At 48.6% G+C, this 26,567-nt stretch carries 22 protein-coding genes; 15 read left to right on the top strand and 7 right to left on the bottom strand.

Translation table 11 applies throughout. The annotated features are described in order from the left end of the window. The first annotated feature begins 208 nt into the window (after positions 1 to 208). A complete protein-coding gene (locus I8U21_RS13300) occupies positions 209 to 694 on the top strand; it encodes a transglutaminase-like domain-containing protein (protein WP_181732513.1) in 486 nt (161 codons plus the stop codon). Continuing rightward, on the top strand, positions 691 to 2,292 hold the full coding sequence (locus tag I8U21_RS13295; protein ID WP_181732512.1) for an asparagine synthase-related protein: 1,602 nt from the start codon (positions 691 to 693) through the stop codon (positions 2,290 to 2,292). Before I8U21_RS13300 ends, I8U21_RS13295 begins: the two co-directional genes overlap by 4 nt. A 53-nt stretch (positions 2,293 to 2,345) precedes the next feature. Here I8U21_RS13295 and dnaI read toward each other — a convergent pair whose 3' ends face one another. After that, positions 2,346 to 3,269: a primosomal protein DnaI gene (dnaI, locus tag I8U21_RS13290; protein ID WP_181732511.1), complete on the bottom strand. Its 924-nt coding sequence runs from the start codon at positions 3,267 to 3,269 to the stop codon at positions 2,346 to 2,348. A gap of 175 nt (positions 3,270 to 3,444) precedes the next feature. Between dnaI and I8U21_RS13285 the strand changes: the two genes are divergently transcribed. Further along, positions 3,445 to 5,337, top strand: coding sequence for a terpene cyclase/mutase family protein (locus I8U21_RS13285; RefSeq protein WP_198054071.1), 1,893 nt, complete (start codon positions 3,445 to 3,447; stop codon positions 5,335 to 5,337). A 70-nt stretch (positions 5,338 to 5,407) separates the two neighbouring features. Here the strand turns inward: I8U21_RS13285 and I8U21_RS13280 are convergent, their stop codons facing one another. Together I8U21_RS13280 and I8U21_RS13275 are read right to left on the bottom strand one after the other, a co-directional pair. Then, positions 5,408 to 6,250: a DegV family protein gene (locus tag I8U21_RS13280; RefSeq protein WP_198054070.1), complete on the bottom strand. Its 843-nt coding sequence runs from the start codon at positions 6,248 to 6,250 to the stop codon at positions 5,408 to 5,410. A 157-nt stretch (positions 6,251 to 6,407) separates the two neighbouring features. Next, on the bottom strand, positions 6,408 to 6,755 hold the full coding sequence (locus I8U21_RS13275) for a DUF1904 family protein (RefSeq protein ID WP_181732508.1): 348 nt from the start codon (positions 6,753 to 6,755) through the stop codon (positions 6,408 to 6,410). A 425-nt stretch (positions 6,756 to 7,180) separates the two neighbouring features. Here I8U21_RS13275 and holB point away from each other — a divergent pair, with 425 nt between their 5' ends. Beyond that, a complete protein-coding gene (gene holB / locus I8U21_RS13270; protein WP_181732507.1) occupies positions 7,181 to 8,209 on the top strand; it encodes a DNA polymerase III subunit delta' in 1,029 nt (342 codons plus the stop codon). A gap of 95 nt (positions 8,210 to 8,304) precedes the next feature. Here the strand turns inward: holB and I8U21_RS13265 are convergent, their stop codons facing one another. Next, positions 8,305 to 9,963, bottom strand: coding sequence for a PucR family transcriptional regulator (locus I8U21_RS13265; RefSeq protein WP_198054069.1), 1,659 nt, complete (start codon positions 9,961 to 9,963; stop codon positions 8,305 to 8,307). Positions 9,964 to 10,097: 134 nt separating this feature from the next. Here I8U21_RS13265 and ald point away from each other — a divergent pair, with 134 nt between their 5' ends. From ald to I8U21_RS13220, 9 genes are all read left to right on the top strand, one after another. Then, complete coding sequence (ald, locus tag I8U21_RS13260; protein ID WP_181732505.1) at positions 10,098 to 11,213, top strand: alanine dehydrogenase; 1,116 nt, start codon at positions 10,098 to 10,100, stop codon at positions 11,211 to 11,213. A 164-nt stretch (positions 11,214 to 11,377) separates the two neighbouring features. Further along, positions 11,378 to 12,586 (top strand): MFS transporter, encoded by a 1,209-nt coding sequence (locus I8U21_RS13255; protein ID WP_198054068.1) that lies wholly within the window; start codon positions 11,378 to 11,380, stop codon positions 12,584 to 12,586. A gap of 113 nt (positions 12,587 to 12,699) precedes the next feature. After that, positions 12,700 to 14,061, top strand: coding sequence for an aspartate aminotransferase family protein (locus I8U21_RS13250; RefSeq protein WP_198054067.1), 1,362 nt, complete (start codon positions 12,700 to 12,702; stop codon positions 14,059 to 14,061). Positions 14,062 to 14,073: 12 nt separating this feature from the next. After that, a complete protein-coding gene (locus tag I8U21_RS13245; RefSeq protein WP_198054066.1) occupies positions 14,074 to 15,600 on the top strand; it encodes a pyridoxal phosphate-dependent decarboxylase family protein in 1,527 nt (508 codons plus the stop codon). After that, positions 15,590 to 17,425, top strand: a complete 1,836-nt coding sequence (locus I8U21_RS13240; RefSeq protein WP_181732501.1) for an IucA/IucC family protein — start codon at positions 15,590 to 15,592, stop codon at positions 17,423 to 17,425. The genes I8U21_RS13245 and I8U21_RS13240 overlap by 11 nt, the downstream gene beginning before the upstream one ends. Next, complete coding sequence (locus tag I8U21_RS13235) at positions 17,403 to 17,990, top strand: GNAT family N-acetyltransferase (protein ID WP_181732500.1); 588 nt, start codon at positions 17,403 to 17,405, stop codon at positions 17,988 to 17,990. Before I8U21_RS13240 ends, I8U21_RS13235 begins: the two co-directional genes overlap by 23 nt. Next, entirely contained in the window at positions 17,977 to 19,347 is a 1,371-nt protein-coding gene (locus I8U21_RS13230; RefSeq protein ID WP_198054065.1) for a lysine N(6)-hydroxylase/L-ornithine N(5)-oxygenase family protein, read from the top strand. Before I8U21_RS13235 ends, I8U21_RS13230 begins: the two co-directional genes overlap by 14 nt. A gap of 15 nt (positions 19,348 to 19,362) precedes the next feature. Continuing rightward, entirely contained in the window at positions 19,363 to 21,144 is a 1,782-nt protein-coding gene (locus I8U21_RS13225; protein WP_198054064.1) for an IucA/IucC family protein, read from the top strand. 197 nt (positions 21,145 to 21,341) lie between these two features. Continuing rightward, positions 21,342 to 21,935, top strand: a complete 594-nt coding sequence (locus I8U21_RS13220) for a GrpB family protein (protein ID WP_198054063.1) — start codon at positions 21,342 to 21,344, stop codon at positions 21,933 to 21,935. 340 nt (positions 21,936 to 22,275) lie between these two features. On the opposite strand, the gene I8U21_RS13215 is transcribed toward I8U21_RS13220, so the two are convergent. From I8U21_RS13215 to I8U21_RS13205, 3 genes are all read right to left on the bottom strand, one after another. Next, the gene (locus tag I8U21_RS13215; RefSeq protein ID WP_181732498.1) at positions 22,276 to 22,827 is read right to left on the bottom strand and encodes a flavodoxin family protein; all 552 of its coding nucleotides are present in this window, start codon (positions 22,825 to 22,827) and stop codon (positions 22,276 to 22,278) included. 104 nt (positions 22,828 to 22,931) lie between these two features. After that, positions 22,932 to 24,635, bottom strand: coding sequence for a pyruvate oxidase (locus I8U21_RS13210; RefSeq protein ID WP_198054062.1), 1,704 nt, complete (start codon positions 24,633 to 24,635; stop codon positions 22,932 to 22,934). A gap of 86 nt (positions 24,636 to 24,721) precedes the next feature. Beyond that, the gene (locus I8U21_RS13205; protein ID WP_131470844.1) at positions 24,722 to 25,021 is read right to left on the bottom strand and encodes a hypothetical protein; all 300 of its coding nucleotides are present in this window, start codon (positions 25,019 to 25,021) and stop codon (positions 24,722 to 24,724) included. Between the two features lie 168 nt (positions 25,022 to 25,189). Here I8U21_RS13205 and I8U21_RS13200 point away from each other — a divergent pair, with 168 nt between their 5' ends. Both I8U21_RS13200 and kynA read left to right on the top strand, forming a co-directional pair. Further along, a complete protein-coding gene (locus I8U21_RS13200; protein WP_181732496.1) occupies positions 25,190 to 25,681 on the top strand; it encodes a hypothetical protein in 492 nt (163 codons plus the stop codon). Positions 25,682 to 25,733: 52 nt separating this feature from the next. Beyond that, entirely contained in the window at positions 25,734 to 26,564 is an 831-nt protein-coding gene (gene kynA / locus I8U21_RS13195; protein ID WP_198054061.1) for a tryptophan 2,3-dioxygenase, read from the top strand. The last annotated feature ends 3 nt before the right edge of the window (positions 26,565 to 26,567 follow it).

The raw sequence follows: 26,567 nt of genomic DNA, 5'->3' as shown, positions 1-26,567 counted from the left end.
TTTGAACATCCATGGCCGCAAGTGTCCGCCAAGAGGAGTTATTTATTGAAAGATGTAAAAATTTGCATTAGAATGGAATTAGCCGGGGGATTTTTCGTGATGGCTCAATCATGCCAAACCGTTGACAGATATCGTGATAAATGAGAGACAAAGTACAGTAGAGGTTCGGGAATACTGTGCTTTTTTTATGGATTGGAGGCTTTTTTGGGTGAATCTGTATTTTGTTCTTTTATTTGCCAAGGACCGGGCAGCCAAAGTTCCTCCGTTACCGTTCAGGCGGTTGCTCCGGGTGATTGTGACTTCGGTTTGGATGCTTTTGATTTACCGGATTTACGGTTTAAACAAAGCCATGGACCGGCTCAAGTCGATCCGGTGCAAAGATCCCGTGCGCATTAAAAACCCGTTGTCGGAATTTTTGTACGCCCGGCGGGTGATGGTCTGGTCGCAATTTGTGGTGTCCCTGTTGAATGCAGGGAAAATTGATTCTTTCCTCCGTTCCCTGTCGTTGTGTGCATCCCTTAAAAAGTTGGGGATTCCGGCACAAATGGTGTTGGGGGAAAAAAATGACGACCATGTGATTGAAAATTTGCATGTCTGGGTTGAGCTCCGGCACGTTCCCCTGAATGAATCATGGGAAGTTGAATGGCATTTTCGAGAAATTAAGCGTATTCCGGAAAGGTTTGACGTCCATTGAGAAAATTTGATCCGATCCAGGGGTTCATTGATTTCGGTTTTTTTCAGAGTTTTTTCCAATTTTACGGTGAGGTCTGGGGTTATCCGCCCAAGTTGGAACCTTTGATGAAGCTGATTCAAAACAACAACTGGCATGAGGCCAAAAAAGAGTTCAAAACATTGTTGAAAGAAGGGACCGGTTTTTTAAAACAAATCGACGGCGCTTTTATAGTCGTTTATTTTGAAAGGAAAGAAAAAGCCGGATTGATTTACCGCAGTTTGTTGTGTAAATATTCCCTTTATCTGCGCCGGACCAAGCGGCAGATTTTTTGGTCCACCCGGATTGAACAGGTGTTGGGAGAAGATCGCCCCCATTTGTCCAAAGTGAAAAAGGAAGAATTGGTGGGGTCCTGTTTTGCGGAAGGCCAGGAGCCATCCCAGACTTATTTTCGGGACATCAAAAAGCTACCGGCCGGGTACATGATCCGCGTTCACCGGGAGAATGAAGAGATGACCCTGTTTGACCAATTGCGTCCCCGGCCGGATTATGCCAAGTTAAAATGGGACAAAGCGGCGGATTTGGTGATCGAAATCCTGACCCAAACGATTCAGGACCGGGTCGAACCGGCCGACCGGGTGGGGGTTTTGCTGAGTGGAGGCATTGATTCCGCGGCGATTCTCATGTTGTTGAAATCCTGCCAGATCCCGGTCGTTGCTTATCATTGGGGATGGCGCGGGGAAAAGTCCAAGGTCCGGATCAGTGCGGAAAAGGTGACCCGCTTGGCGAATGTCCCGCTCATCATCCTTGAACCGGGGGATTTGAAGGCGTTAACAAAAGACGCCAACCAATTTTATTTGCCGTATCCAGGCCTGGATTACCTGATGATCAAAGAAGCCCGCAGGCAAAGCCAAAAGGACGGGATCAACCTGCTTGCTTCCGGGTATTTTGGAGACTATATTTTCGGGTATGACGGAACCGGACGTTTTTCCAAGCGGATATGGAACAAAACGTTATCCAGACGGTTGATGGAGAAGCTGGGAATGCTTCGCCCGACGTGGGCCGATCATCCGGAAAACATTCCGATTCCGCTTTTTTTTACCGACAAGGCGGCAAAAGAAGCCAAAAATTATCTGGGCTCGCTGAAAGAAAAAACCAGTGCCCGGCAAGCGATGGGGTATTCATTAAACCGGGACAAGGAATCCCTCATTCAGTTGCATCAATTGTCCCCGCATCAAATGAACATGTTGTTTCCCTTTGTCAGCAGGAAGCTGATGGAAATCGCAATTTCCCTGCCTTCTGAGATGAAAGTGCTGTTTCGCGGGGGGCAATGGATCGAAAAACCGGTTTTGAGGCAGGCGTTTTTTGATTGGCTGCCGGGCGAGGTGATTGCCTATGTGCCCCGGCAGTACCGGGTGTTGCCGATGGAGGCCCGTTTTTTGCTGAAACACCGTGAACAAGTCAAAGAATTGCTGGATGAAGATTCGATTTTGGCGGATTGGGGAATCATCCATTGTGAACGGCTGAAAGAATGCCTGGAACACCAGCGGTTGTTGATGATGTCGACCAAAGGGCTGATTTGGGCATTCATGACGGAAATATGGCTCCGTTCTTTGTTATGACCTTCATCAGAAAGCTCCTTCTCGCGGGAAGGGGGTTTTTTGATGAAGGTTTTTCATTCAGCGGGATAGCGCCGGTTTCGTCCTTGAACCAACACCGGTTGCACAAAAGGACGAATTCGTTCCATCAACCGCTTGGCTTTTAAAATTTCCCATCCGCCTTTTGCCGTATAGCTGAAGTGTTCTTCCAGCTCATCCAATGTCATGTTGGATGTATAGATGGTCGGTCGTTGGTCCGTCATCCGTCTTTGTAAAATGACGGAAAGCACTTCGTCCCTCAGCCAGGGAGTCAAAGATTCGGCGCCGATATCGTCCAGGATCAGGACTTGTGTGGTTTTTAATGCCTCGATTTTGCGGCTGATTTGATTATCGGCGATGGATGCTTTCAATTCTTCAACCAAGGCGGGGAAATGAACCATGATCGAAGAGATGTTGTGCTTGGCCAATTCATTGGTGATCGCGCCGGCGATATAGCTTTTGCCCACTCCAAACGCCCCGTATAAATAAAGGCCGTAAGAAAGAGGGGATTCTTTGAAGCTGATGCAGTAATCCATGGCGGTCAAAATGGCTTTGTTCCGTTCCGGGTGGTCGTAGTCAATCCGCTCAAACGTCGATTGTTGAATTTCTTTGGAGATGTAATGGCTTTGAATCAGCGATTTTTGTTTTTCCGCTTTCCATTTGCTGCATTCATGCATGGTCAGGTCCAGATAACCTCCATATTCATCCAATTCCGGGTAATGTCCTTTCATCATGTTGGGGCATCGGTCCAGTCCCGGACATTGTTGGCAATTGGAACGTTCCATCACAAATTGCTGAAGGAAGGAGAAAGAACGCTGATAAACTTCTGTCGGAAGTTCAGGATGTTGCTTCCTGAATTCTTCGACCAGCGGAAATTGAAGCAGGAGCTTTAACTGCCGTTCTTTGTCAACCGCTTTTAAGTTTTTGCCCACCGGAACCATCACATTGTTGATCCGTTTCATCACGAACCTTCCTCCTGCAATCGATGTTGATCGTAATCTCTATTCTATCAGGAAACCGAATAGATTTTTACTCTAAAATCAGGAAAATGTCATGGAAAATTCCAATCTCAAATTTTAGTCATTTGTCATCGCCCCCTGAATATGTTTTAACTAGCAGGAATGAAGGAGCAGTGCGATGCAAAGTCAATGGATTCTTCGTGTTCAAGCGATGATTCACCGGTTGAAAAAAGAGTTGATCCAAAAACAGAACCCGGATGGAACGTGGCCGTTTTGCTTTGAAAACGGAATTGCGACCGACGCGTACTATGTCCTGTTGCATCAAGTGTTAAAGCGTCCGGATCCCGGCACTTTGGCGCCGGTTTTGGAACGCATCTTGGCCAGGCAAACCGGCGCCGGAACTTGGAAAGTGTTTCCCGATGAGAAGGAAGGGAATGTTTCCGCCACCCTGGATGCCTCCCTTGCCTTGCTGTATTCCGGGGTGAAAACGACCGATGATCCTTCGCTCAAAAGAGCGCGCGACTTCCTGCTTTCCCGCGGCATGGAAACGAAAGCAGGCTCCCTGACGCAAGTGGTTTTGGCTTTATTGGGTCACCGGAGCTGGTCGCGCATCACCAAACTGCCGGTTGAGTTTTTTCTGCTGCCAGCCGCCAGCCCTGTCAATTTTTTTGATTTCGTGGGATATGCGCGTGTTCACATCGCCCCCGTCATGCTGGCGTCCGATCAGGATTTTTACATTCATCTCAAAGGTTACCGGGAAGTGGAAGACTGGATGCCTTCTTCTTATCGGACGTATATGGAACGCATGCAACCGGATTACTTTTGGACCAAAGAGGATTTGCTTCCTGCGGTGGAAACAACGGCTTATTCCCCGTTTTTTAAGAAAAATGTCCATCAACGGGCTCTTTACTGGGGGGAGAACTTTTTGCTTTCCCGCATTGAAGAAGACGGGACGTTGTACAGTTATATGACCAGCACTTTTTTGATGATTTTTGCTTTGTTGTCCCTCAAATATCCGCCGGATCATCCGTTGATCCAAAAGGCAATGGAAGGATTGGACCGGATGATTTTCCCTCTTTCGGAAGGCGCTCATTTGCAGGAAGCTGCTTCGACGGTTTGGGACACTTCCCTGGTGATGACTGCATTGCAAAAAGCGGGCCTTTCGCCGGGGCATGGCGTGATACAGAAAGGAAGAAATTATCTTTTGCGCAAACAGCATACATCGTGGGGAGATTGGTGTTTGAAGAATCGTTATGCGATTCCAGGCGGATGGGGATTTTCCGACACCAACACGATCAATCCGGATGTGGATGATACGGTTCAATGTTTGCATGCGATTGCTCCGGCCGTCCGGGGAGGATGGGCGCAGGATGAATGGAAACGCGGATTGCAATGGTTGTTGAGCATGCAAAACCGGGATGGAGGATGGCCTGCTTTTGAACGAAACACGAACAAGATGTGGCTCAAATTGTTGCCCACCCGCAATGAAAAAAGAGTTTGGGGCGATCCGTCGACTGCGGATCTGACCGGACGCGTGATGTATTTTTTGGGATCGGAGCTTGGCTGGACCATTGACCGTCCCGAAGTCAGGCGGGCATGGAGTTGGCTTTATCACCACCAAAATTCCGACGGTTCCTGGTTTGGCCGGTGGGGTGTTTCCCATATATATGGAACCTGGGCGGCTCTGAAAGGTTTGGCTGCGGTGGGAGTGCCCGAAACCCATGTTTCCGTGCAAAAAGGGATCCGGTTTTTACTCTCCAAACAACGTCCGGACGGAGGATGGGGAGAATCTTGTTACAGTGACGTGGAGGACCGGTTTGTTCCCCTTTCGTTTTCGACTCCGGTGCAAACGGCTTGGGCACTGGATGCTTTGATCGCCTACCATGACCATCCGACACCGGCGATTGAAAAGGGGATGGCTTGTTTGTTGAAAATGATGGAAAAACGCGGGAAAGAATGGTCTTATCCGGCGGGAACGGGCCTTTCCGGGCAGTTTTATGTGTATTACCACAGCTATCCGTATGTGTGGCCTTTAATGGCGATGACGCATTATCTGCAAAAATACGGATGAGAGGGAACCCGCCCTTTTTTTGTGCAAAAAACATCCACTCCTGAAAACACAGAAAGTGGATGAGGTCATATCAATCTTGGGGATGGATGACGATGCCCAGCAAACCGGGACCGGCGTGGACAGCGAGAGTCGGGCCGATCCACCCCAGATAAGTTTCGGAAACATTTCCGGCGTTTTTCAATTGATTCAACAGCGCTTCGGCTTCCTTTTCGGCCTGGGTGTGCAACACGGCAATCCGGGCGCGTGTGGAAGACAGATGCTCGTAAACGGGGGCCATCAACTTTTTGAGGGCTTGTTTTTTTCCGCGTGCTACCGAATGCGTGTGCAGTTTTCCTTTCGAATCAAAAGTGATGACGGGTTTGATATGAAGCATGGATCCGAGAGACTTCGCCACTTTCCCGATTCGGCCGCCTTTTTGCACGTATTGGAGCGTGTCCAGGATAAAATAGGCCTTGATTTTTTCTTTGGTTTCGTGAATCTTCCGGATGATTTCTTCATAATTTCCCGTTTTCCGGATCAGCCGGGCCGTTTCCAGCACCAAAAATCCCAGTATCCAGGATACCCCTTTGGAATCAATGACATCAATCTTCATGCCGGAAATCTCTTGTGCACACAAACGGAAAGTGTTGTGGGTGCCACTGAGGGAAGCGGAGACCGTCAAAACGATGCAGTGGGTATATCCCTGCTCTTGTAAAGAGTGATAGATCCGGGTGATCTCTTCAGGGGAAGGCATGGATGTTTTGGGAACTTCGTGTTCGAGGCGATTCATGATTTCCCGGGAAGTGATGTCGATTCCGTCGCGGAATTCACCGCCGGAATAATGGATGCGAAGCGGGACAACGTGAATGTTGAATTTTTCAGCCGTTTCACGGGGCAAATCACAGGTGCTGTCTGTGACCAGTGCTATTTTCATTCAATAACCTCCTTAAAGTACTTTCAGTATACGGGGTTCGGCTTTCTGTTTGCAAGAAAAATAATATTAGATATAAAAAGAAATTTATATTTTATATAAAAATAAAGGCAAAAAATCAGCTCACCTGAAAACAGGCGAGCTGACCGGATCAAATGGCTCAGTATGAATGCAGGAAAGGGGGAGAAGAAAGGTTCTCCAGAGGTTGTCCGTTCTTGTAATAGAGGGAGGGAGAGAGGAGAATGAAAAAAATGTGTGTATTTGAAAAACCTTTTTCTTCCAATAATTGATGGAGTTTGGCAACCAATTGGTCATGCACTTTTTTTTCCCGGGGAAACATCAGGATTTCCAGTGAACGCGGTGACTGGATAATCGGTTCGACCTGAAGCAATTCAATTTTTACCTTTTCTTCGGGGACTTGTGCCATTTTGGCAAAGTCGGTGACAATTTGCGGGGCCAATTGCTTCAGGGTTTCCTTCGGAAAACCTTTAAAACGTAAAAAAGGCATAATTCATTTCCTTTCTAAGTTGTTTAATCAGGTCCCATTGTAGTTTTATCATAAATTTGCATGGATTGTTTCGGTTTATTTTGGGAGAAATCCAGATTGCAGAGCCGCTAATTAAATTGTACCGGTCGTCTTTTCCGTGAATCAAGCTTTCTTTGCTCCGCTGGTTCCGGCTCAAGTGATAATATTTCGGTTTTCTAAAATTTATCTATATAAAACAAAAAAGTGCTTGGTTTATATCGGAAACAAATAGAATTATGCCAACAAAACAGATTGCCAAAGGGTTTTGCCGATCCGGTGGACGGGGCGGGTTCAATGGATGGTTGTCTCCCGGGGCCATGGGCGGATCTTTTTCATGATCGCTTGATTTTTCAGCCCGGAAAATGCAAAGATGAAGGAAGAGAATGTTCGCGCGGGGAGGCGTTGCCATGTCTTTTGAAAATTCCCTGCAACCTCATCTGGCAGAGGTGCTGAAAAACGCGGTCCAACGCAACCGGTTGGCACATGCATATATTTTTTACGGACCCAAAAACACGGGGAAAAGAGAAATGGCTTTGGAACTGGCCAAAGCCGCCAATTGCGAACGGAATGAAGCGGATGCCTGCGACCGGTGCCCTTCTTGCATCCAAATTGCGCAGGGCAATCATCCGGAAGTGATGAAAATTCTTCCGGAGGGAAATGTGATCAAAATTGCGCAGTTGAGACAGTTGCAATCGCGTTTCCGTTACAGCGCCCCGGAAGGAGTGATCCGGTTCGCCATCATTGAGGAAGCCGAAAAAATGAGGGATGAAGCCGCCAACAGCTTGTTGAAATTTCTTGAAGAACCGCAATCTGCCATGGTGGTCATTCTCATCACCGAGCATTTGTCCGATGTGATTCCAACCATCAAATCCCGTTGCCAATTGGTCCGTTTTTCCGAGATCCCGCCATCGGCCAAAAAAGAACAGTTTTTAAAAAAGGGGATCCCGGAGGAACTTGCCGCCGTCTTTGCGCATCTTTCCGGTTCATTGGAAACGGATGGTGAAGCGGATGCGGGCGGGAAAATCAAACACTATGAATCCGTGGTGCATCAGGTGAAAGAGTGGGGGACCCGGATCTTGTCCGGCAGTCCCGACGCATTGCTCACCCTTTCGGAATCGTGGCTGTTGGATGAAGTGAAGGAAGAACGGGCTTGGTTTTTGTTGGATGTGTTGCTTTTGTTTTACCGGGATTTGTTGATGGTTTCGTTGAAAGGTAAGACGGAAATTTTTCGTGATTCCGGGATTGAACGATTGAGCATGAGGCATTCCACCGGGAAAATCATGCTGGCGATGGATAATGTCCTGATTGCCCGCCGCCTTTTGGTCAGACCGCAGTTGAACTGGCAGGGCATCTTTGAACAAATGATCGTGGCCGTGTCCGAGGAACGGTTGAGTATGAAAAACGGCTGGGAACTCATTCCGTTGTCCAAAGTTTAATCTCGGACAAGCGTTTCGGACATTGTAAGAAAAACGGACGCGTTTTTTGGATCCGCACAGGGGACCAAAGGACGCGTCCGGTTGTTTTTGGAAATCTATTTTTTCGGGTTTTCGCCACGGCCCGTCAATAATTCCGGATAGATCAACTGGCATGCTTTCAAGGCGGTTTGCAGCGTCAGCTGATTCTCTGTGGTCAAAAAGCCGTCACCCAATAATTCTTGAAGTTTTTCCAACCGGTAATAGAGCGATTGGCGGGCGATGTACAGATGGTCGGCGGCTGCTTTTTTGGAACCGTTGTGATCCAGATAAACTTTGAGTGTGTAGAGCAAATGGCTGTTTTTTTTCTGGTCATGTTCGATGACCGGGCCCAAATGTTGGTGGATAAAGTTTTTTAATTGCTGGTCTTTATCTTTTAGATTCATGATCAGCTGGAAGACGCCCAATTCATCATAAAAGGTGAATTCATTGCTTTGGCGGGTATTCAAATCCAAAACCTGGCGGGCTTCTTGATAACTTTGGCTGATGGAAGCAAACCCGTTGTAACGTTGTCCCACCCCGGCTTTGAACAGAAAACCGGACTGCTTTTTTAATTGTTTCAACAGCTTTGAAGCACGCGACTTCCATGAGGAATCCGATTCCAGATCGAATGCAATGATCGCGATCTCCTGGTTGCTCCGGGTGATCAGCGGATAAAAGTGATGTTGCTCAAAAATGGCGCGGATGATGATCGGGAAATCGTATTGCAGATATTCCTCCACTTCCTGCCGTTCTTGTTTGGTTTCGGCACGCGGAAGCCACTCGATCAGGCAGACAAAACTTTTTTTATGGTTCAACTCGTAAAAATCGGCACCCAAATGATGGTGGATTTGGGATTCGTCCAGCCGGTTGTGAAGCAGATCATCCACCCATACATTTTCGGAGTGCAACCGTCTTTCTTCCATATACCGTTTGCGCAAAAGATCTTGGGCAATCGCCAAGGAGGTCCAATCCAAAATCAAAAATTCATAACGGGTTGGCTTTTGTTTCAGAAGCATGCCGATGTGTGCCCAGGTTTGACCCATGGCACTCACCGGTTGCAGCAGAATATATTGGTTTTGAAACGACCAATACCGGGCGGTCCGGTGTTCTGATGCTTCCATGCCGGGGGCCGTCCGTTTATCATTTAAAAACTGAATGAGTTCGGTTTCTTTTTCCGGTTCCATTTTTGGAAATACAGAAGGCTGATCCTTATAAGGCAGATAGAGAATGGGTGAATGGGTTTTGTGATAAAGCATTTTTAATATTTTGTTGGTGCCGTTGGGTTCGAGGCTCAAGCGGTGAAATTCACGGGACAAGGCTTCCAGGTTTTTCAGGATTTGAAAATGTTTGTTGATGAGAACGGAGTGCAAATCTTGTGTGATATCCACAAAGCGGATGTCGTTGGGAAACACGATCAACGGAAAGTCATGCCGGTTGGCGATTTCAATCAGGTCATCCGGTATCGTGTGAAAGTAGTATCCCAGTTCCAGGCATAAACAGGAAGCATTGAGCCGGATCAATTTTTCCAGGTAACGGGCGGGAGAAGCCGAAGAAGATTGAAAATGGATGCCTGTGGCCAGGATCATTTCTTCGCCGTTGATCAACGTGTCAAACTCGGAAACTTCCAAAATATGAACCCACCGGACCCGACGGTTCAACCCGTTATGGCCTGCAACCACCTTGGCCTCGGCAAACGTCGGACGTTTCAGGATATCTTGTAAAATGAGTGATGCCAATGTGATTCACCTTCTGTGGATAGAGTGTAAGAAAAGGACAGGCAGATTTATGACATGGTGTCTATTGGAACCGCTTTAATTAATAGATTATACTGGAGGCGTACGAATTACAACGGAAATTAAAGGTGATATTCATGATTATCGGTGTACCCAAGGAAATAAAAAATAATGAAAACCGGGTGGGTTTGACCCCTGCGGCGGTTGCTTCTTATATCAATCACGGGCATGAAGTGTTGATAGAAACCACGGCCGGTGAAGGAAGCGGATTCACGGACCAGGATTATCTGGATGCCGGCGCCAAAATCGTTGCCTCCGCCAAAGAGGCATGGGCGGCAGACATGGTTGTGAAAGTAAAAGAACCATTGCCGGAAGAGTACCAATATTTCAGAGAAGGATTAATTTTGTACACTTATTTGCATCTGGCCGCAGCTCCCGAACTGACGGAAGCATTGGTGAAAAACAAAGTCGTGGCCATCGCTTACGAAACCATCCAATTGGAAAACCGTTCCCTGCCTTTGTTAACCCCGATGAGTGAAGTGGCGGGAAGAATGTCCGTTCAAATCGGAGCGCAATACCTTGAAAAAGTAAAAGGCGGAAAAGGAATTCTTTTGGGAGGGGTTCCTGGCGTATTGCCCGGCGAAGTGGTCATTATCGGCGGCGGCGTGGTCGGAACCAACGCAGCCAAAATGGCGGTGGGCATGGGAGCCAATGTGACATTGCTGGACATCAATGCCAACCGTTTGCGGGAATTGGATGATCTGTTCCAAGGCAAAGTGAACACCCTGATGTCCAACCCGTACAACATTGCCGAAGCAGTGAAAAAAGCAGACCTGCTGATCGGAGCGGTTCTCATTCCGGGAGCCCGCGCACCGCGCTTGGTGACCGAAGAAATGGTGAAACAAATGAAACCGGGGTCGGTCATTGTGGACGTTGCCGTGGACCAAGGCGGATCGATTGAAACCGTGGACCGTACCACCAGCCATGATGAGCCCACGTATGTCAAACACGGAGTGCTTCATTATGCCGTGCCCAATATTCCGGGATCGGTGCCACGTACCGCCACCATGGCTTTGTCCAATGTCACCGTCAATTACGGATTGCAAATTGCGGATAAAGGATATCGCCAGGCGGCTTTGGACAACCCGGCACTGGCCAAAGGATTGAACACGTTGGAAGGAAAAGTCACCTGCCTTCCGGTGGCCCGTGATCTCGGCTATGAGTATGTTGATGTGATGAATTTATTGAAATAAAGTAAAAAAGAGTGAAAAAAGCTGTGCAGAGGATCTGCACAGCTTTTTTTGATGGAGGAAAGAGGGATGGAGCGCATTGACGCATGCTTTGAGGCAAACTATAATGATAATAATTATCATTATCATTATCAATGTCACGATTACGGTTATTAAGGTGGTAAACCATGAGACATCATTATTTATTATTTTTCACACTGTTTAGTACATATTTTGGTTTATCGATGGTCAATCCCCTTATTGCTCCCATGTTGAGGGAATTGCGTTTGGATGAGACACAGATCAGCATGGTTTTTGCCATTGCTGCGGTGTCTTTGTTTGTATCCAGCCTGGTGTGGGGGGATTATTGTGAAAAACACGGACGGAGAAAGCTTTTGGTACATGGCATTTTTCATTTTTCCTTTGCTTATCTGCTGTTTGCGTTTGTCATTCAACTGGGGTTTGCAAACTGGATTTCCTTTTCGCTTTTGTTTGCGTTTCTCTTGTTGATCCGGTTGTATGGCGGTGTGGTTTTTGGTGCGGTTTTAACCGGGGCCCAGGCATTGATGGCCGATCTGACCCATGTAAAAGAAAGAACTTCCGGAATGGCGCTTCTCGGAGCTGCCAATGGGTTGGGGATGATATTGGGCCCGGCATTTGCAAGTATCCTTGTTTTGTGGGATTGGACGGTTCCGGTTTATTTTGCCGCGCTTTTCCCTCTGGTCATGGGATGGATATGGATGAGAAAGGGACCTGACGAACCTGTCAGAAGAAAAGAATACCGTCCGCATTCAGAAAAACTCAGCTTGTTTGACCGCAGAATTTTTCCTTATTTGTTCATGACGGTTTTGGTCCATTTGGTCATTGTCATCTTGCAAGTCACTGCAGGTTTGTATTTCACGGACCAGTTGGGTGTCAGTGTGAAAACAGCTGCTCAATGGATCAGTCTTTCCATGTTTGCCATGGGAACGGCGGCGTTTTTGGGACAAATGGTGATTGTACGTTTATGGAACCCTTCATATACCTGGTTGCTTCGACTGGGAGCGCCGGTCATGTTTTTGGGGTTTTTTGGTTTTTTGCAAAGTGTGTCTTTGTCCGGCATGGTTCTTTCCTTTGCGGGAATCGGATTGGGGGTAAGCCTGATGCTGCCCGGGTGCCTGAGTGCCATTTCATTAAACGCAGGGGAGGAGTCGCAAGGGGCGGCGGCCGGATTGAGCGGGGTCGCCAATGGCATCGGGGCGATGGCCGGTCCCGTTGCCGGATCGTTTTTATATGAAGTTCATCCGGTTGTGCCTTTTGAATGTTGCCTGTGGGTCTTGTCGGGAATGATTGTGATGGCTTGTCTGATCAAACCGCAAACCAAGGAGTACACGGAACCTGTCTTTCATAAAAGATAAAAAATTTACGGAAATTCGTTTACAGAAAAACAAACTTCATGTTAATATAGTCGATGGATAAATGATAATGATAATCATTATCAATAATAAGCTGAGCCCAAGGGGGATCACCAATGAGCATCACACATGCACAAACCAATCGGTATTATCTTGCGCATCAGGAACAAACGGAATCCAATGCGCGTTCTTATCCCCGGAGAATCCCGATTGCCATCCGGGAAGCATACGGAATCTTTGTCACTGATGTAGAGGGAAAAAAATACGTTGACTGTCTGGCGGGAGCCGGGACGTTGGCATTGGGGCACAATCACCCGGTTGTGACCGAAGCTATTGAGCAGACGCTCAAAGACCGGTTGCCTTTACATACATTGGACCTGACCACTCCGGTAAAAGATGAGTTTGTGGAGGAGCTGTTTGACAGCTTGCCCCGCGAGTTCAGGGAAAGAGCGAAAATTCAGTTTTGCGGTCCGGCCGGTGCCGATGCGGTGGAAGCGGCGCTCAAGATTGTGAAAACCGCCACCGGAAGGCGCAGTGTTCTGGCATTTCAAGGCGGTTACCACGGCATGACCCACGGGGCGCTCAGTCTGATGGGGAATAAAGGACCGAAAGATCCGATTCCGGGATTGATGCCGGATGTTCACTTTTTGCCTTATCCGTACTCTTATCGTTGCCCGTTTGGACAAGGCGGGGAAAAAGGAGCTTCAATTGGCAGTCAGTTTATCCGGAGGACACTGGAAGATCCGGAAAGCGGCATTCCTGCCCCGGCGGCGATGATCATGGAAATTATCCAAGGCGAAGGCGGAGTGATCCCGGCGCCGGATGAATGGGTGCGCGAAATCCGGTCCATCACCAGAGAGCATCGAATTCCGTTGATTGTGGATGAAATTCAAACCGGTCTCGGACGTACCGGAAAACTGTTTGCTTTCGAACATGCGGGAATCATACCGGATGTGATCACCTTGTCCAAAGCGATTGGCGGTTCGCTGCCGCTCGCGGTGGTGGTGTATGATGAGGCGTTGGATCAATGGGCTCCCGGAGCACATGCGGGCACGTTCCGCGGAAACCAATTGGCCATGGCCGCCGGTCTGGCAACGATCCGCTATATTCGCCAAAATCAAATCGAACAACATGCCCGTGAAATGGGAGAAAAATTGATGAGCCGGTTGAAAAAGGTGCAAAAAGAATCCCATGTGATCGGCGAGGTGCGCGGCCGCGGCCTGATGATCGGTGTCGAGGTGGTGGATCCTCAACAGGAACCGGATCATCTGGGAAGTTATCCAACCGACCAAGCGATGGCCCGGCTCATTCAAAAAGAGTGTTTTGACCGCGGACTCATTTTGGAGTTGGGCGGGCGGCACGGAAGTGTGGTCCGTTTCTTGCCTCCGCTGATCATTACCTCGGAGCAGATCGAACGCATCGTTGAAATCTTTGCGGAAGCAGTGCAAGCTGCCGAACAATCGAGGGGCCTGGTTTAAGGGGGAAGGCAATTGAGCAGCAACATGATGACAAAGTTACCGGTAAAAGACTTGTTTTTGGGGCATTCACCGGAAGCGTGGTCTTCATACCAACAGGCGATATCGGCAGCACAAACGGTCTTGTATGAACATTACGCATCGTTGAACCAACCGTTCAGTGGAACCGGGGTTGACGATCTGGTTTCGTTACTCAAAGACATGCCGGTTTGTCCGGAAAAGGGACGGGATCTGGGTGAAGTGCTGGAGGATGTCGGAGTCCGCATTTTGCGGCATTCCGTGCGGGTGCATGATCCCGCTTGTTCCGCACATCTTCATTGTCCCCCGCTGACGCCGGCCCTGGCTGCGGAGCTTTTGATCAGCGCAACCAACCAATCGATGGATTCCTGGGATCAGAGTCCTGCCGCGACCATCTTGGAAGAAAAAATGGTTTCCTGGCTGTGTTCCGTTTTTTACGGAAACCTCCAGGGAGACGGTGTCTTTACCAGCGGCGGAACCCAGTCCAATTTGATGGGACTTCTTTTGGCAAGGGATCACTTCTTGAAACAGAAGCTGAATGTAAACGGGATGCATCAAGGATTACCGCCGGAGGCCGGAAAAATGAAGGTTCTCTGTTCGGACATCGCGCATTTTACGATCAAACAATCGGCTGCCTTGCTCGGATTGGGAAAAAATGCGGTGGTTCCGGTGAAAACGGATACCAAGTATCAGATGAGTTTAACCGATTTGGATGAAAAGATCAGTCAATTAAAAAAGGATGGTTATCATCTGTTTGCGATCGTGGCGACGGCCGGAACCACCGATTTTGGCAGCATCGATCCGTTGCAGGGGATTGCGGACAGGGCGGAAGCGGAAAATGCATGGTTTCATGTCGATGCCGCTTACGGTGGCGCGTTGGCCTTGAGCGAAAAACACCGGCACCGTCTGGACGGAATCGGGCGGGCGGATTCCCTGTCCGTCGATTTTCATAAACTGTTTTATCAGCCGATCAGTTGCGGAGCCTTTCTGTTAAAAGACGGGTCCCGGTTTCAACTGATCAAGCGGCATGCAGATTATTTAAATTCAGAAGAAGATGAAAGGATGGGAATTCCTCATCTGGTTCATAAATCGGTTCAAACCACCCGCCGGTTCGATGCATTAAAACTGTTTGTTTCTATGCAAGCGGTCGGAAAAAAACAATTTGCCGGGATGATTGACCATACGATCGGGGTGACCAAAAAGGCAGCGGACTGGATTCGGCGGGCCGGACACTTGCAACTGGTCAATGATCCGCCCCAAATGAATGCCCTTGTTTTTCGTTATGTCCCCCGGGATCAAACGGTGGATCTTCATCAGATCAACCGGGATATTCGCCAAACGTTGTTGCAACGGGGGAAAGCGGTGATGGCTTTGACCAAAGTGGACGGGCTGACTTCGCTGAAACTGACGATCATCAATCCCCGGATCACGCTTTCCGTTTTGACTGAAATACTGGAGGAAGTCAGGAAAACCGGATTGGAACTGGAAGAAGAGAGGAGAGAGAAAGATTCGTATGGAGGCTAAAAAAATTGCGGAACAAGCCAGCATGCTGGCCTTTTTCAACTGTTACCTCAGAGAAACCCGGCAATTCAAACGGTATGCCAAGGATGAGTGGAAGAAAAACCGGATTCACAACCAAAAACTGGCCGATTCGCCGGCAAAAGAATTTTTGGTTGTTTCCTTAAAGCACCATCAGATGGAGATCATCGCCCCGGTGAAATACTGGTCCCTGACCGGCCGGCATCTCTTTTACTTCCCGTTTTTCTACCGGATGGGAGAAGGCGGAAAGCTGAGGGAACTGGATTATGTGACGTTGGTGACGATGCTGACCAAAGAATTGACCGTTGAACGAAAATTGAATGTCTTTCCGGATGAGCTGGTTCTGCGCGTGATCCAAAGCTGCCATGAAATCGAAACGTTTGTGGCGCAGAGATATCAAGATGCAGAAGAACTGTACCGTACGCACTTTGATTATTTGGATGCGGAACAATCCCTCATTTTCGGACATTTGCTGCATCCGACGCCCAAAAGCCGGCAAGGCATTCCGGAGCAGGAGCAAAAAACCTATTCTCCCGAATTGAAGGGACGTTTTTCCCTGCATTATTTCCGTGCCCACCGTTCCATTGTCAAAGAAGGAAGCAACTTGCCGGAATCTGCGACGGACTGGATCAAAAAAGAGCTTTGGAACGACCGGGAAGTGGATCCGTCCTTTAAAGAAAAGTATCTGAAAGAGGATGAATATTCCCTTTTGCCCGTCCATCCGTTGCAAGCCAAACATTTGTTGGAAGATGAACGGGTCCGGTCGTTGATGGACAAAGGGTTATTGGAAGATCTGGGGGTCCTGGGAAAAGCTTATTATCCGACCGCATCCATCCGCACGGTCTACCATCCGGGATCTTCCTTCATGTTGAAATTCTCTGTCCGGATCAAGATCACCAACTCCGTCCGGCAAAATCTGTATAAGGAGTTGGAGAGGGGGGTGGAAGTGACCCGCCTGTTGGACAGTGAGATCGGGAACCGATTACAGCAAAAATATCCCGGATTTCATGTGGTCAAAGACCCTGCCTTTATCACCATTGAGCTTCCGGGTGCGGATGAGTCGGGGTTTGAGGTGGTTTTGCGGGAAAACCCGTTTCAGGGAGGTGGTAAAAAAGACGTCACATTGCTTGCCGGGCTTTGTCAAGATGCCCTGCCCGGATTTGAACCCCGCTTGGCCACAGTGATCAAAGAACTGGCAGAAAGGGAAGGCAGAGATCCCGGACAAGTGAGCTTGGATTGGTTCAAGAAATACTTGTCGATTTCGTTTGAACCGCTGATGTGGCTGTATATGGAATACGGCATCGCACTGGAGGCCCATCAGCAAAACAGTCTGGTGAAACTGAAAGACGGATACCCGGGCGAGTTCTTCTACCGGGATAACCAAGGTTATTACTATTGTGAATCCACCTTTGACAAGCTGCAAGAAATCCTGCCGGGCGTTAATGAAAAAAGCCATACCCTGTGTGCCGATGCCGTGGCCGATGAGCGTTTCCGCTACTACTTTTTTATCAATCATTTATTCGGGCTGATCAATGCTTTCGGGGGATGTGGCCTGGCAAACGAAAAGATCCTGTTGGAAGAGCTTGCCGGAGCGCTTCGAAAATGGTTGCCCAAGAACCGGAAACCTTCCCGTTTGATCGAAAGCCTTCTTGAAGATGAATGGCTGCCGGGGAAAGCCAATCTGCTCACCCGTCTTCATGATATGGACGAACTGGTGGGGCCGATGGAAAGCCAGTCGGTTTATGTTCAAATTCAAAATCCCTTGCGTCAAGGAGAGAAAGTTTGCGATGAAATACCCAGTCATGTCTGAAACGTTTGCGATGAAGGATCCTGACATCGGCAAAGAGATATCATTTCGCCGGGTGGAGATGGAAAAAGATTTGGACAGGCTGCATGAGTGGATGCATCAACCGCATGTCATTCCGTTTTGGAATTTAAACATTCCCTATGATCAATACCGTGAACATTTGCGCAAATTCTTGGCGGATCCACACCAAACCCTTCATATCGGTTCCCTTGACGGCACGCCCATGAGCTATTGGGAAACCTATTGGGTCCGGGGGGATATTCTCGGAAAACATTATGACTATGACCCCGAAGATCAAGGGATTCATCTTTTGATCGGTCCGCGCTCGTTTTTGGGGAAAGGATATGCTTTACCCCTGTTAAGGGCCATGACGTACCGGTTATTTCAGCATCAACCGACGCAAAAAGTCGTTGCCGAACCGGATATCCGAAATAAAAAAATGATCCATATCTTTGAAAAATGCGGATTTGAATTTCAACGGGAGATTGATTTGCCGGACAAGCGGGCGGCTTTGATGTTTTGCTGCCGGGACACTTTTCAAAGGAGATGGAACCATGGTGAAGCATGAGTCGAATGAGATGTTTGATTTGATCGGTGTCGGGCTTGGTCCCTTCAATTTGGGGCTGGCGGCATTGCTTGATCCCGTGACGGAAGTCAAAGCGGTGTTTTTTGAGCAGAAACCCCGCTTTGACTGGCATCCGGGCCTGTTAATGGAAGGAACCACCTTGCAAGTTCCCTTTTTTGCCGATCTGGTGACGATGGCGGATCCGACCAGCCGCTATACGTTCTTGAATTATCTGAAGGAACAGCAAAGACTTTATCATTTCTACTTTTTGGAGCGCTTTCTGATTCCGCGCCGGGAATACAACGAATATTGCCGTTGGGTGTCACAAAATCTGAAAACCTGCCGGTTCGGGCAAAAAGTGACGAAAATCGACTGGATCGAAGAGAGTGAAACGTACTTCCGCGTGGAAGTCACATCGCCTGCGACCGGACAAACTTCGGTTTATCACGCAAAACACCTGGTGCTCGGCGTCGGCAGTGTTCCCTCTGTTCATCCGGCGTTTCAAGGGTTGCCGGAAGAAGATATTTTTCACTCGGCCCACTTTTTGGAGCGGCTCAACCGGTGCAAAGAAGCCAAATCCATTACCGTGGTCGGATCAGGGCAAAGTGCGGCGGAAGTCTTTTACACCTTGCTTCAGGAACAAAAAAATCACGGCTACCGGCTGGATTGGCTGACCCGTTCCACCGGATTTTTCCCGATGGAGTATTCCAAACTGGGGCTGGAACATTTTTCGCCGGATTACATTCACTACTTTTATTCCCTGCCGCCGGAGGTGAGAGAGGCCCGGCTGAAAACCCAGGATTTGTGGTACAAGGGCATCAGTGCCGCCACCATCGCCGATATTTATGAACTGCTTTACGAACGGACCGTGGGAAATCAAACCGTGCCGGTGCGGATGCTGGCTCAAACGGAAATCCAAAAAATCGAGCCGGTGCCGGGAGAAAAAAGGTATCGCCTGACTTGTCACCACCGCGAGCAAAACAAAACTTTCACGCATGAAAGTGAAGTGGTTGTTTTGGCAACAGGTTACCAGCATCCGATTCCATCCTGTGTCAAGAATTTGTCCGGCCTGATTGCCTGGGATGAAAAGCAACGTTATCAGGTGTCATTGGATTACCGGCTCAAAAAGACCAAAGAAACCGAAAACGAGATTTTTGTGCAGAATGCAGAGCTTCATACCCACGGGGTGGGGGCACCGGATCTGGGACTCGGGGCTTACCGGAATTCCGTGATTATCAATACATTGACCGGACGGGAAATTTACCCGGTTCAAAAACGGAATGTTTTTCAGCAATTCGGAGTCCAAGAGGAAATCAACACCACCGGGGATGTACATCAAACGTCCTGTTCAACGGTGTAAAGGGAGTGATGCAGCATGAATACACTGAAACGTTTTCAACCGGAAACATGGGAGAACGTTTCCCGGAATTTGTTGATCAAGATGATTGCCGAGTTTCTGTATGAAGACATCATTCATCCGGAAATGGAAAAGGCAGACGGGGAGAATCAACGTTGCCGTTTGGAGCTGAAAAGCGGTGTCACATACACTTTCGAAGTGAAAAAACGGTTGTTTGACAGTTACCGTGTCTATGGCGACACCATTTACCGCCAGGAAAACGGGGAGGTGAAGCCAGCCACCAATCCGATTCAATTTTTGCTGGACATCCAAAGCACCATCGGCATGAATTCGATGACGGCGGGGCATTTGATTCGGGAATACACCCACACCCTGGTGGCGGATGCATATATCCTTGAAAAAAAGAAAAACCAACAGCTGGATTTGACCGATTTGGATTATGCCGAGCTGGAAGGAGAAATGGAAGGACATCCGTGGATCACTTACAACAAGGGGAGAATCGGGTTTAGCCATGAAGATTACCTGAAGTATGCCCCGGAACAGAAAAATAAGGCCAAATTGTCCTGGATCGCCGTGCATAAAGAAAGAGCCGATTTTCATTCGGTCGACGGTGTCAAATATGAGGAGCTGGTGAAAAAAGAACTGGGAGAAAAACAAGTGGAATCCTTCCGGCAAGTCCTCATGCAAAACGGATTGGATGACAAAGATTATTACTTCATGCCGGTGCATCCCTGGCAGTGGGATCATTATATTGTTCCATTTTTTGCGGAAGAACTCGCGCAAAACCGGATCGTCCTGCTGGGAACCGGGGAAGATGAATATCTGCCGCAACAATCGATCCGCACCTTTGTCAATACCAGTTCCAAAGAGAAGCATCATGTCAAGTTGCCGATGAGCATTTTAAACACCTTGGTTTACCGCGGATTGCCCGGCGAAAGGACCGTGTTGGCCCCCAAAATCACGGAATATATCTGGAACATATGGAAAAACGATCCGTATTTGCACAAGGAGTGCAGGTTGATCTTGCCGGGGGAAGTGGCCAGCATCAACTACGATCATCCTTATTATGCCAATCTCCAGGGAGCGCCTTATCAATATTTGGAGATGTTGGGTTGCATTTGGCGGGAAAGCATCTACAACTTTATGGAGGAAGGGGAAAAACCGGTCACCCTGGCGGCTCTGTTGCATGTGGACGGGGAAGGCAAACCGTTTGTCTCCCGGTTGGTGGAGAAATCGGGGCTCCGGCTGGATGAATGGCTGGATCGGTTGTTTGAAGCCATTTTGCCGCCGTTGCTCCATTACTTGTATCGCTACGGGGTGGTTTTCTCCCCTCACGGGCAAAACACCATTTTGGTGTTGAAAGACTCCGTTCCGTCCCGCCTGGCGATGAAAGACTTTGTTGATGATGTCAACGTGAGCCGGGAACCCTTGCCGGAATTGAAAGATTTGCCGGAAGACCTGAGACAGGTGTTGCGCAGTGAAGAGCCGGAAGGGCTTTGCCAATTTATTTTCACCGGATTGTTTATCTGCCATATGCGCTATCTGTCGGATTTGTTGGAACAACATCATCAGTATCCGGAGGCAGCATTCTGGAAAAAAGCGCGGGAAACCATCCTGGCTTACCAAAAGCGGTTCCCCGAACTCAAAGAACGTTTCCAATTGTTCGATTTGCTCCGTCCGAAATTCACCAAACTCTGCCTCAACCGCAACCGGATGCTGGATTACGGATATGAAGATGATGTGGACCGTCCTCACGCTTCTGAATACGGAAAAGTGACCAACGCACTGGCTTTGTCTTAAAAAGACGAACCCCGGGGTTTGCCGCTCCGGGGATTTTTTACGTTCAAAAACGGTTTCTTGCCGGTTGATGGGGATAAGTGGTACCATGGGATACCCGGCAAAAATTGAATATCATTAGCAAAGAAGAGGATTGATGGGGTCAAGGACGTTCATCCTGTAACCGGTGTCAAGATGATTGGAAAAGGAGGAAAATCACCATGGTTGAGGGAAGCGGACAGGGTCGGGAATTTAAACCCGTGAGTGACGAAGAGCTTCAAAAGGTTACCGTGGGAAAGTTGAAACCCCACAATGCAACCATCCATCTCGAGGAGTATGATCCGCGTTGGCCGGAGTTGTTTAAGCGGGAAGCCAAACGAATCCGTTCGGCACTCGGCGACAAGGTGTTGCGTTTGGAGCATGTCGGATCCACCTCCGTGCCGGGACTGTGTGCAAAGCCTGTCATCGACATCCTGCTGGTGGTGAAAGATTCATCGGATGAATCGGCTTATGTCCCGGCGTTGGAGAAAGCCGGTTATCTCTTGCGGATCCGGGAGCCGGAATGGTTTGAGCATCGCCTGTTCAAAGGACCGGATACAGATATCAATCTGCATGTCTTCAGTTTGGGCGCGGAAGAAATTGACCGGATGTTGCGGTTTCGGGATTGGTTGCGTTCCCAAGAAGCAGACCGAAAGAAATATGCCCGAGTCAAACGGAGACTGGCAAAAAAGAAATGGCGGCATATTCAAAACTATGCCGACGCCAAATCGTCCATCATCCGGGAAATCATGGAACGGGCAAATGCAAATACCTGATTTTCTGTAAAGGTGGAGGCGTTGATAAAAAACCCCCTTTCCGGTTTGGAAGAAGGGGGGGTTTTAATTGTCAGGGCTGCCGGCTTGTTGCTGATACATCCGGCGCAACGCTGATTTGTTCACTTTTCCGTTGGCATTACGGGGAAGCAGTTGCCTCAAGAAGAGAACATCCTTGAGTTTGTGGGTGCTGGGTTTTTGGTGCACGGATTGGAGAATCTCTGTTTTTGTAAGGGATGCTCCCTGAGCAGGTTTTACAAAAGCTTAGGGAATTTCCGACCATTGTGGCCGTGAAAAACAAGGAAGCCCCGGCAGGGATACCGGGGCCGGAGAAAGGAAAAAGTTATCCGGCATGGATTTGTTTCAGTTGTCGGTTCAGTTGTTTGGCTTCTTCCAGTGCTCTTTCGTCATGCAGGATTCCGTCGGGTTTGCCTCCGTAACCGATCAAATACCCTTTGAAATCCATGGACATAAACCGGAAGATCAAATCAAACTGTTGCACGAGCGGAAGAGCAAACAACCGGGCGTTTTCCCCGCCGGTGATCACAACGTAAGCCTGTTTTCCGCGCATGGCTTCTTTGAAATCATACCGGGGATCGCGCAAGCTTTGGGACCAGCGGTCAATGAAATTTTTCATGTGCCCGCTCATCCCGTACCAGTATAAAGGCGTCGAAAAGACAATGGCGTCATGCTCCATGACTTGTTGAATGAGGCGGTCATAATCATCATCCACCGGATCAAAGCCGTCGGGGTCATGACGCTGATCCACAATCGGGCGGATGGAGTATTCCCGGAGATAAAGATGCGTTGCCGGTATATCTTCCAGTACATAGTGGGTCAGTTTTTCCGTGTTTCCATTTTTACGTGAACTTCCGTGAATGGCCATCCATTTCATGGGTTTCTTCCTTCCTCTCCAACGTAAAAGTAAGTTGTAACTACAAAATCTTCTACTAAACCCCTGCTTGTCCCTTCTTTTTTCGATTTTTTATGGCATTGGACTTAAACCAGAGGAGGAACATCGGTTTTTCCCTGAGCAAACAGTTCTTTGACCATGTGCTTTGCGTAACCGGCAGCTTGAGCAAAGGTGATCTTGGCCGGCATGGGTGCTTCGTCCGCATCAACCACCACATCGATGATGCAAGGCTTTTTCTGCTTGACTGCTAGCTCAAAGGCCGGAAGCAGTTGATCGGGGGTTTCCACGCGGTAGCCGATCCCGCCGCAGATTTCGGCATAGCGGGCAAAATTCGGGTTGGTCAGATCGGTTCCGAACTCAACATTGCCCATCACTTCCTGTTCAAACTTAATCATGGCGATTTTGTGGTTGTTCAAGACCACCACCACGATGGGAAGCTCATATTTGACGGCGGTGACAAAGTCGTTCATCGTCATGCCGAAGCCCCCGTCCCCACAGATGGCGAACACTTGCTTATCCGGATGTGCGATTTTGGATGCAATGGCTCCGGGAAGCCCGCAACCCAAAGTGGCCAGCCATGCGGAGGTGAGAAATTGTTGGCGGATCATGCGGAAATGACGTGCCACCCATACCGTCACATTGCCGACATCCACCGATAAAATGGCATCATCATCGGCGACTTGTTGCAAAGCTTTCAGCACCCGTTGCGGTTTGATCGGAACCTCATCGGCTTCTTCCTGTTTCGCGAGATGATCCCACCAGTCTTTCATCATTTTTTGATGGGTTTCCAAATGGCTGCGGTCCGTTTGATAAGGAACTTGGTCAATGAGCCAGCCCAATGTGTAATCGGCGTCGCCGGCCAGTCCGATATCCACGGGCATGCGTTTTCCGATTTGGGTGGAATCCGTGTCGATTTGAATGGTTTTTGCCTCCCGGGGCAAAAAGCCGGTAAACGGGAACGACGTGCCGGCCAGAATCAGGGTGTCCGCGTTTTGCATGGCTTCATAAGCCGGACGCGTCCCGATCAGCCCCAGACCGCCGAGACAAAGGGGATGTTCATCGGGGATCACGCCTTTGGCCGGCAAACTGAGAATGATGGGCGCGGCCATTTTTTCCGCAAGGCGGATCAGATTTTCTTTTGCATGTTTCGTTCCTTTTCCGGCCAGGATGACCGGCCGTTTCGCTTTTAACAGGATTTCTTTGGCCTGGAGAAGATCGCTTTTATCGGGGCGGATTTCCTGTTTGCAATAAAACGACGTGGTGGTGCGCACTTCCCGTTCCACTTCATAGCGGGGAATGTCGTCCGGAATGATTAAAACGGCAACCCCTTTTTTGGCATAGGCGGTCCGGATGGCCTGATTGACCACCGCCGGCAGTTGTTCGGCCGACATGATCCGCTGGTTATAAACGGCCACATCGTCAAACAGGCGATCCAGATTGACTTCCTGGAAATAGTCAATACCGATCAAATCGGATTCCACTTGGCCGGTTATGGCCAAAACGGGAGCGTGATCCAACTTGGCGTCATACAATCCGTTCAACAGATGAATGGCCCCCGGTCCGGCAATGGCGGTGCAAACGCCCAATTTTCCGGTCAATTTGGCGTAGGCGGCTGCGGCCAACGCACCGGCTTCTTCATGCCGGACCTGTATAAATTTGATTTTGTCTTTGGCTTTCCGGATCGGCTCGATCAAAGAGTTGATCGAATCCCCGGGCATTCCGTATATATGATCCACTCCCCAATCGATCAGCAGATCAACCAGGTATTCACCGGCTTTTTTTCGGAACATCGAAAAATCCTCCTTCTCGTTCATTCGGTTGTTTTTATTGTGCGCAAGCGGTGATAAAAATATCCTTTGAAACGGAGAAAGAAGGATCATTGCCACGTGTTCCGGCTTTTTCCCTCGCGACGTGCCTGATCTTCCTGAAAACGGTGAAGATGTTCTTCTTCCACCGCCTTGGCCAAGGCTTGTTCCGTGTGCATGAATGCGCGGGTGGCTTCGCGAAGCTTGCGTTCCCATTTCAATTGTTCCAGCCGGTGATGGCGTTCCACCTCTTTGTTGCCTTGATGTTTGGCGCGCTGCATTTCATCCAGATGATAAAACATTTGTTTTTCGCATTCTTCGATATCCCGTTTGATTTCTTCGATCAATAAGCGGTATCTGCGGACTGACATATGATACTCCTTTTTGGAATGGTTTTCCAATGATTTCTCTTTTGGAAGGAATGATCCCTGCATGGGTCGCGCTCGTGTTATGAATTTGCCGTTTTCGGGAGGGTGCTGAAAAGCCGAAGCCGGTTCGTTTATAATAAAATTAAGAAAAGAGGGAGAATGAGAGCCGTTATGAAAGAAAGTTATTTGCTGCGCAAAATTGTGATATCCCGTACAGAGATCCCGTTTTTGCACGGGCAATTGATTTATGATTATGAAGAGAGTTCCGGCCATATCGAGCTGATCGTGGAATCGGTGTCGGACCAGGTGCAAAAAGTCCTGAAATCAGAACCCAAGTTTAAGATTCCCGTTTCTTGCGTGACGCAGGAATTTTACCGCATGGAAGGATTGACCCGGTGTTTTCAGGTTTATGAAAACCGGTTTCAATTGCAATTTCCATTGGATACCAAACTGAACAAAGAGGCGTTTTCCATGAGCGAACTGTTGCAGCCGTATGAACTGGTGGAGTTGGAGTATAAGGGCCAAACGTATCGCGGATATTTGGCCAATTGGTCCCATGACGGAAACATGGTTGCGCTCAAAGACCGGGAAACCATGCAAATCCGGCTTTTCCCCTTATCCGGCGTGAAAATCACCTTGTTGGACAGCGGTTTAAAAGGATGAATCATTTCTGTTAATCAAGTCGTCTCTCATCCTGCATGAAAGGGGAGCCGAGATGAATCCGGAAGAAGGCATCCATACCGATTTTCGTGAACAAATGACTTACGGGGATTATCTCCGGTTACATTTGCTGTTGGATTGCCAAAAACTGTTGTCCGGCCATCATGATGAGATGTTGTTTGTGATTATTCATCAGACGAGTGAATTGTGGATGAAGTTGATGATTCACGAGTTGGAAGCGGCGATGGAGTCGATCCGGACAGGGGATTTGCCGGCCGCTTTTAAAATGCTGTCCCGGTTTTCCAAAATCCAATCCCAAATCATCCAATCTTGGGATGTGTTGTCCACGTTGACACCGTCCGAATATATGAAGTTTCGCGGTTATTTGGGACATGCTTCCGGTTTTCAATCCTATCAATACCGGATGATTGAATTTTATCTGGGCAAAAAGAGTACACACATTTTAAAAATTTATGAAAACGATCCGGTTTTGCTTGAAAAATTGAAGCAAGCTTATGAAGCCCGCAGCATATATGATGTTTCCATCGAAGCATTGCATAAGGCCGGTTTCTCCATTGACAAAAAAGTATTGAACCGGGATGTCCGAAAGCCTTATCAATATGAGGAAAGTGTGGAACAAGCGTGGCTTCAGGTATATCAAAACGTGGAAAAATACTGGGATTTGTATGAATTGGCAGAGAAGCTGGTCGATTTGGAAGACTGGTTTCAGCAGTGGCGGTTCCGGCACATGAAAACCGTGGAGCGGATCATCGGTTACAAAAAAGGAACCGGCGGCTCGTCCGGGGTTTCTTATTTGAAAAAAGGGTTGGACCAATCCTTTTTTCCGGAGCTTTGGCATGTGCGCACAAAACTACAGGCGAGGTGAATC

The sequence above is a fragment of the Thermoactinomyces sp. CICC 23799 genome, from assembly GCF_016055145.1.
In the GTDB taxonomy this organism is placed as follows: domain Bacteria; phylum Bacillota; class Bacilli; order Thermoactinomycetales; family Thermoactinomycetaceae; genus Thermoactinomyces; species Thermoactinomyces intermedius.
The sequence above is the reverse complement of the archived record's forward strand: the minus strand, read 5'-3'. Positions and strand labels throughout refer to the sequence as shown.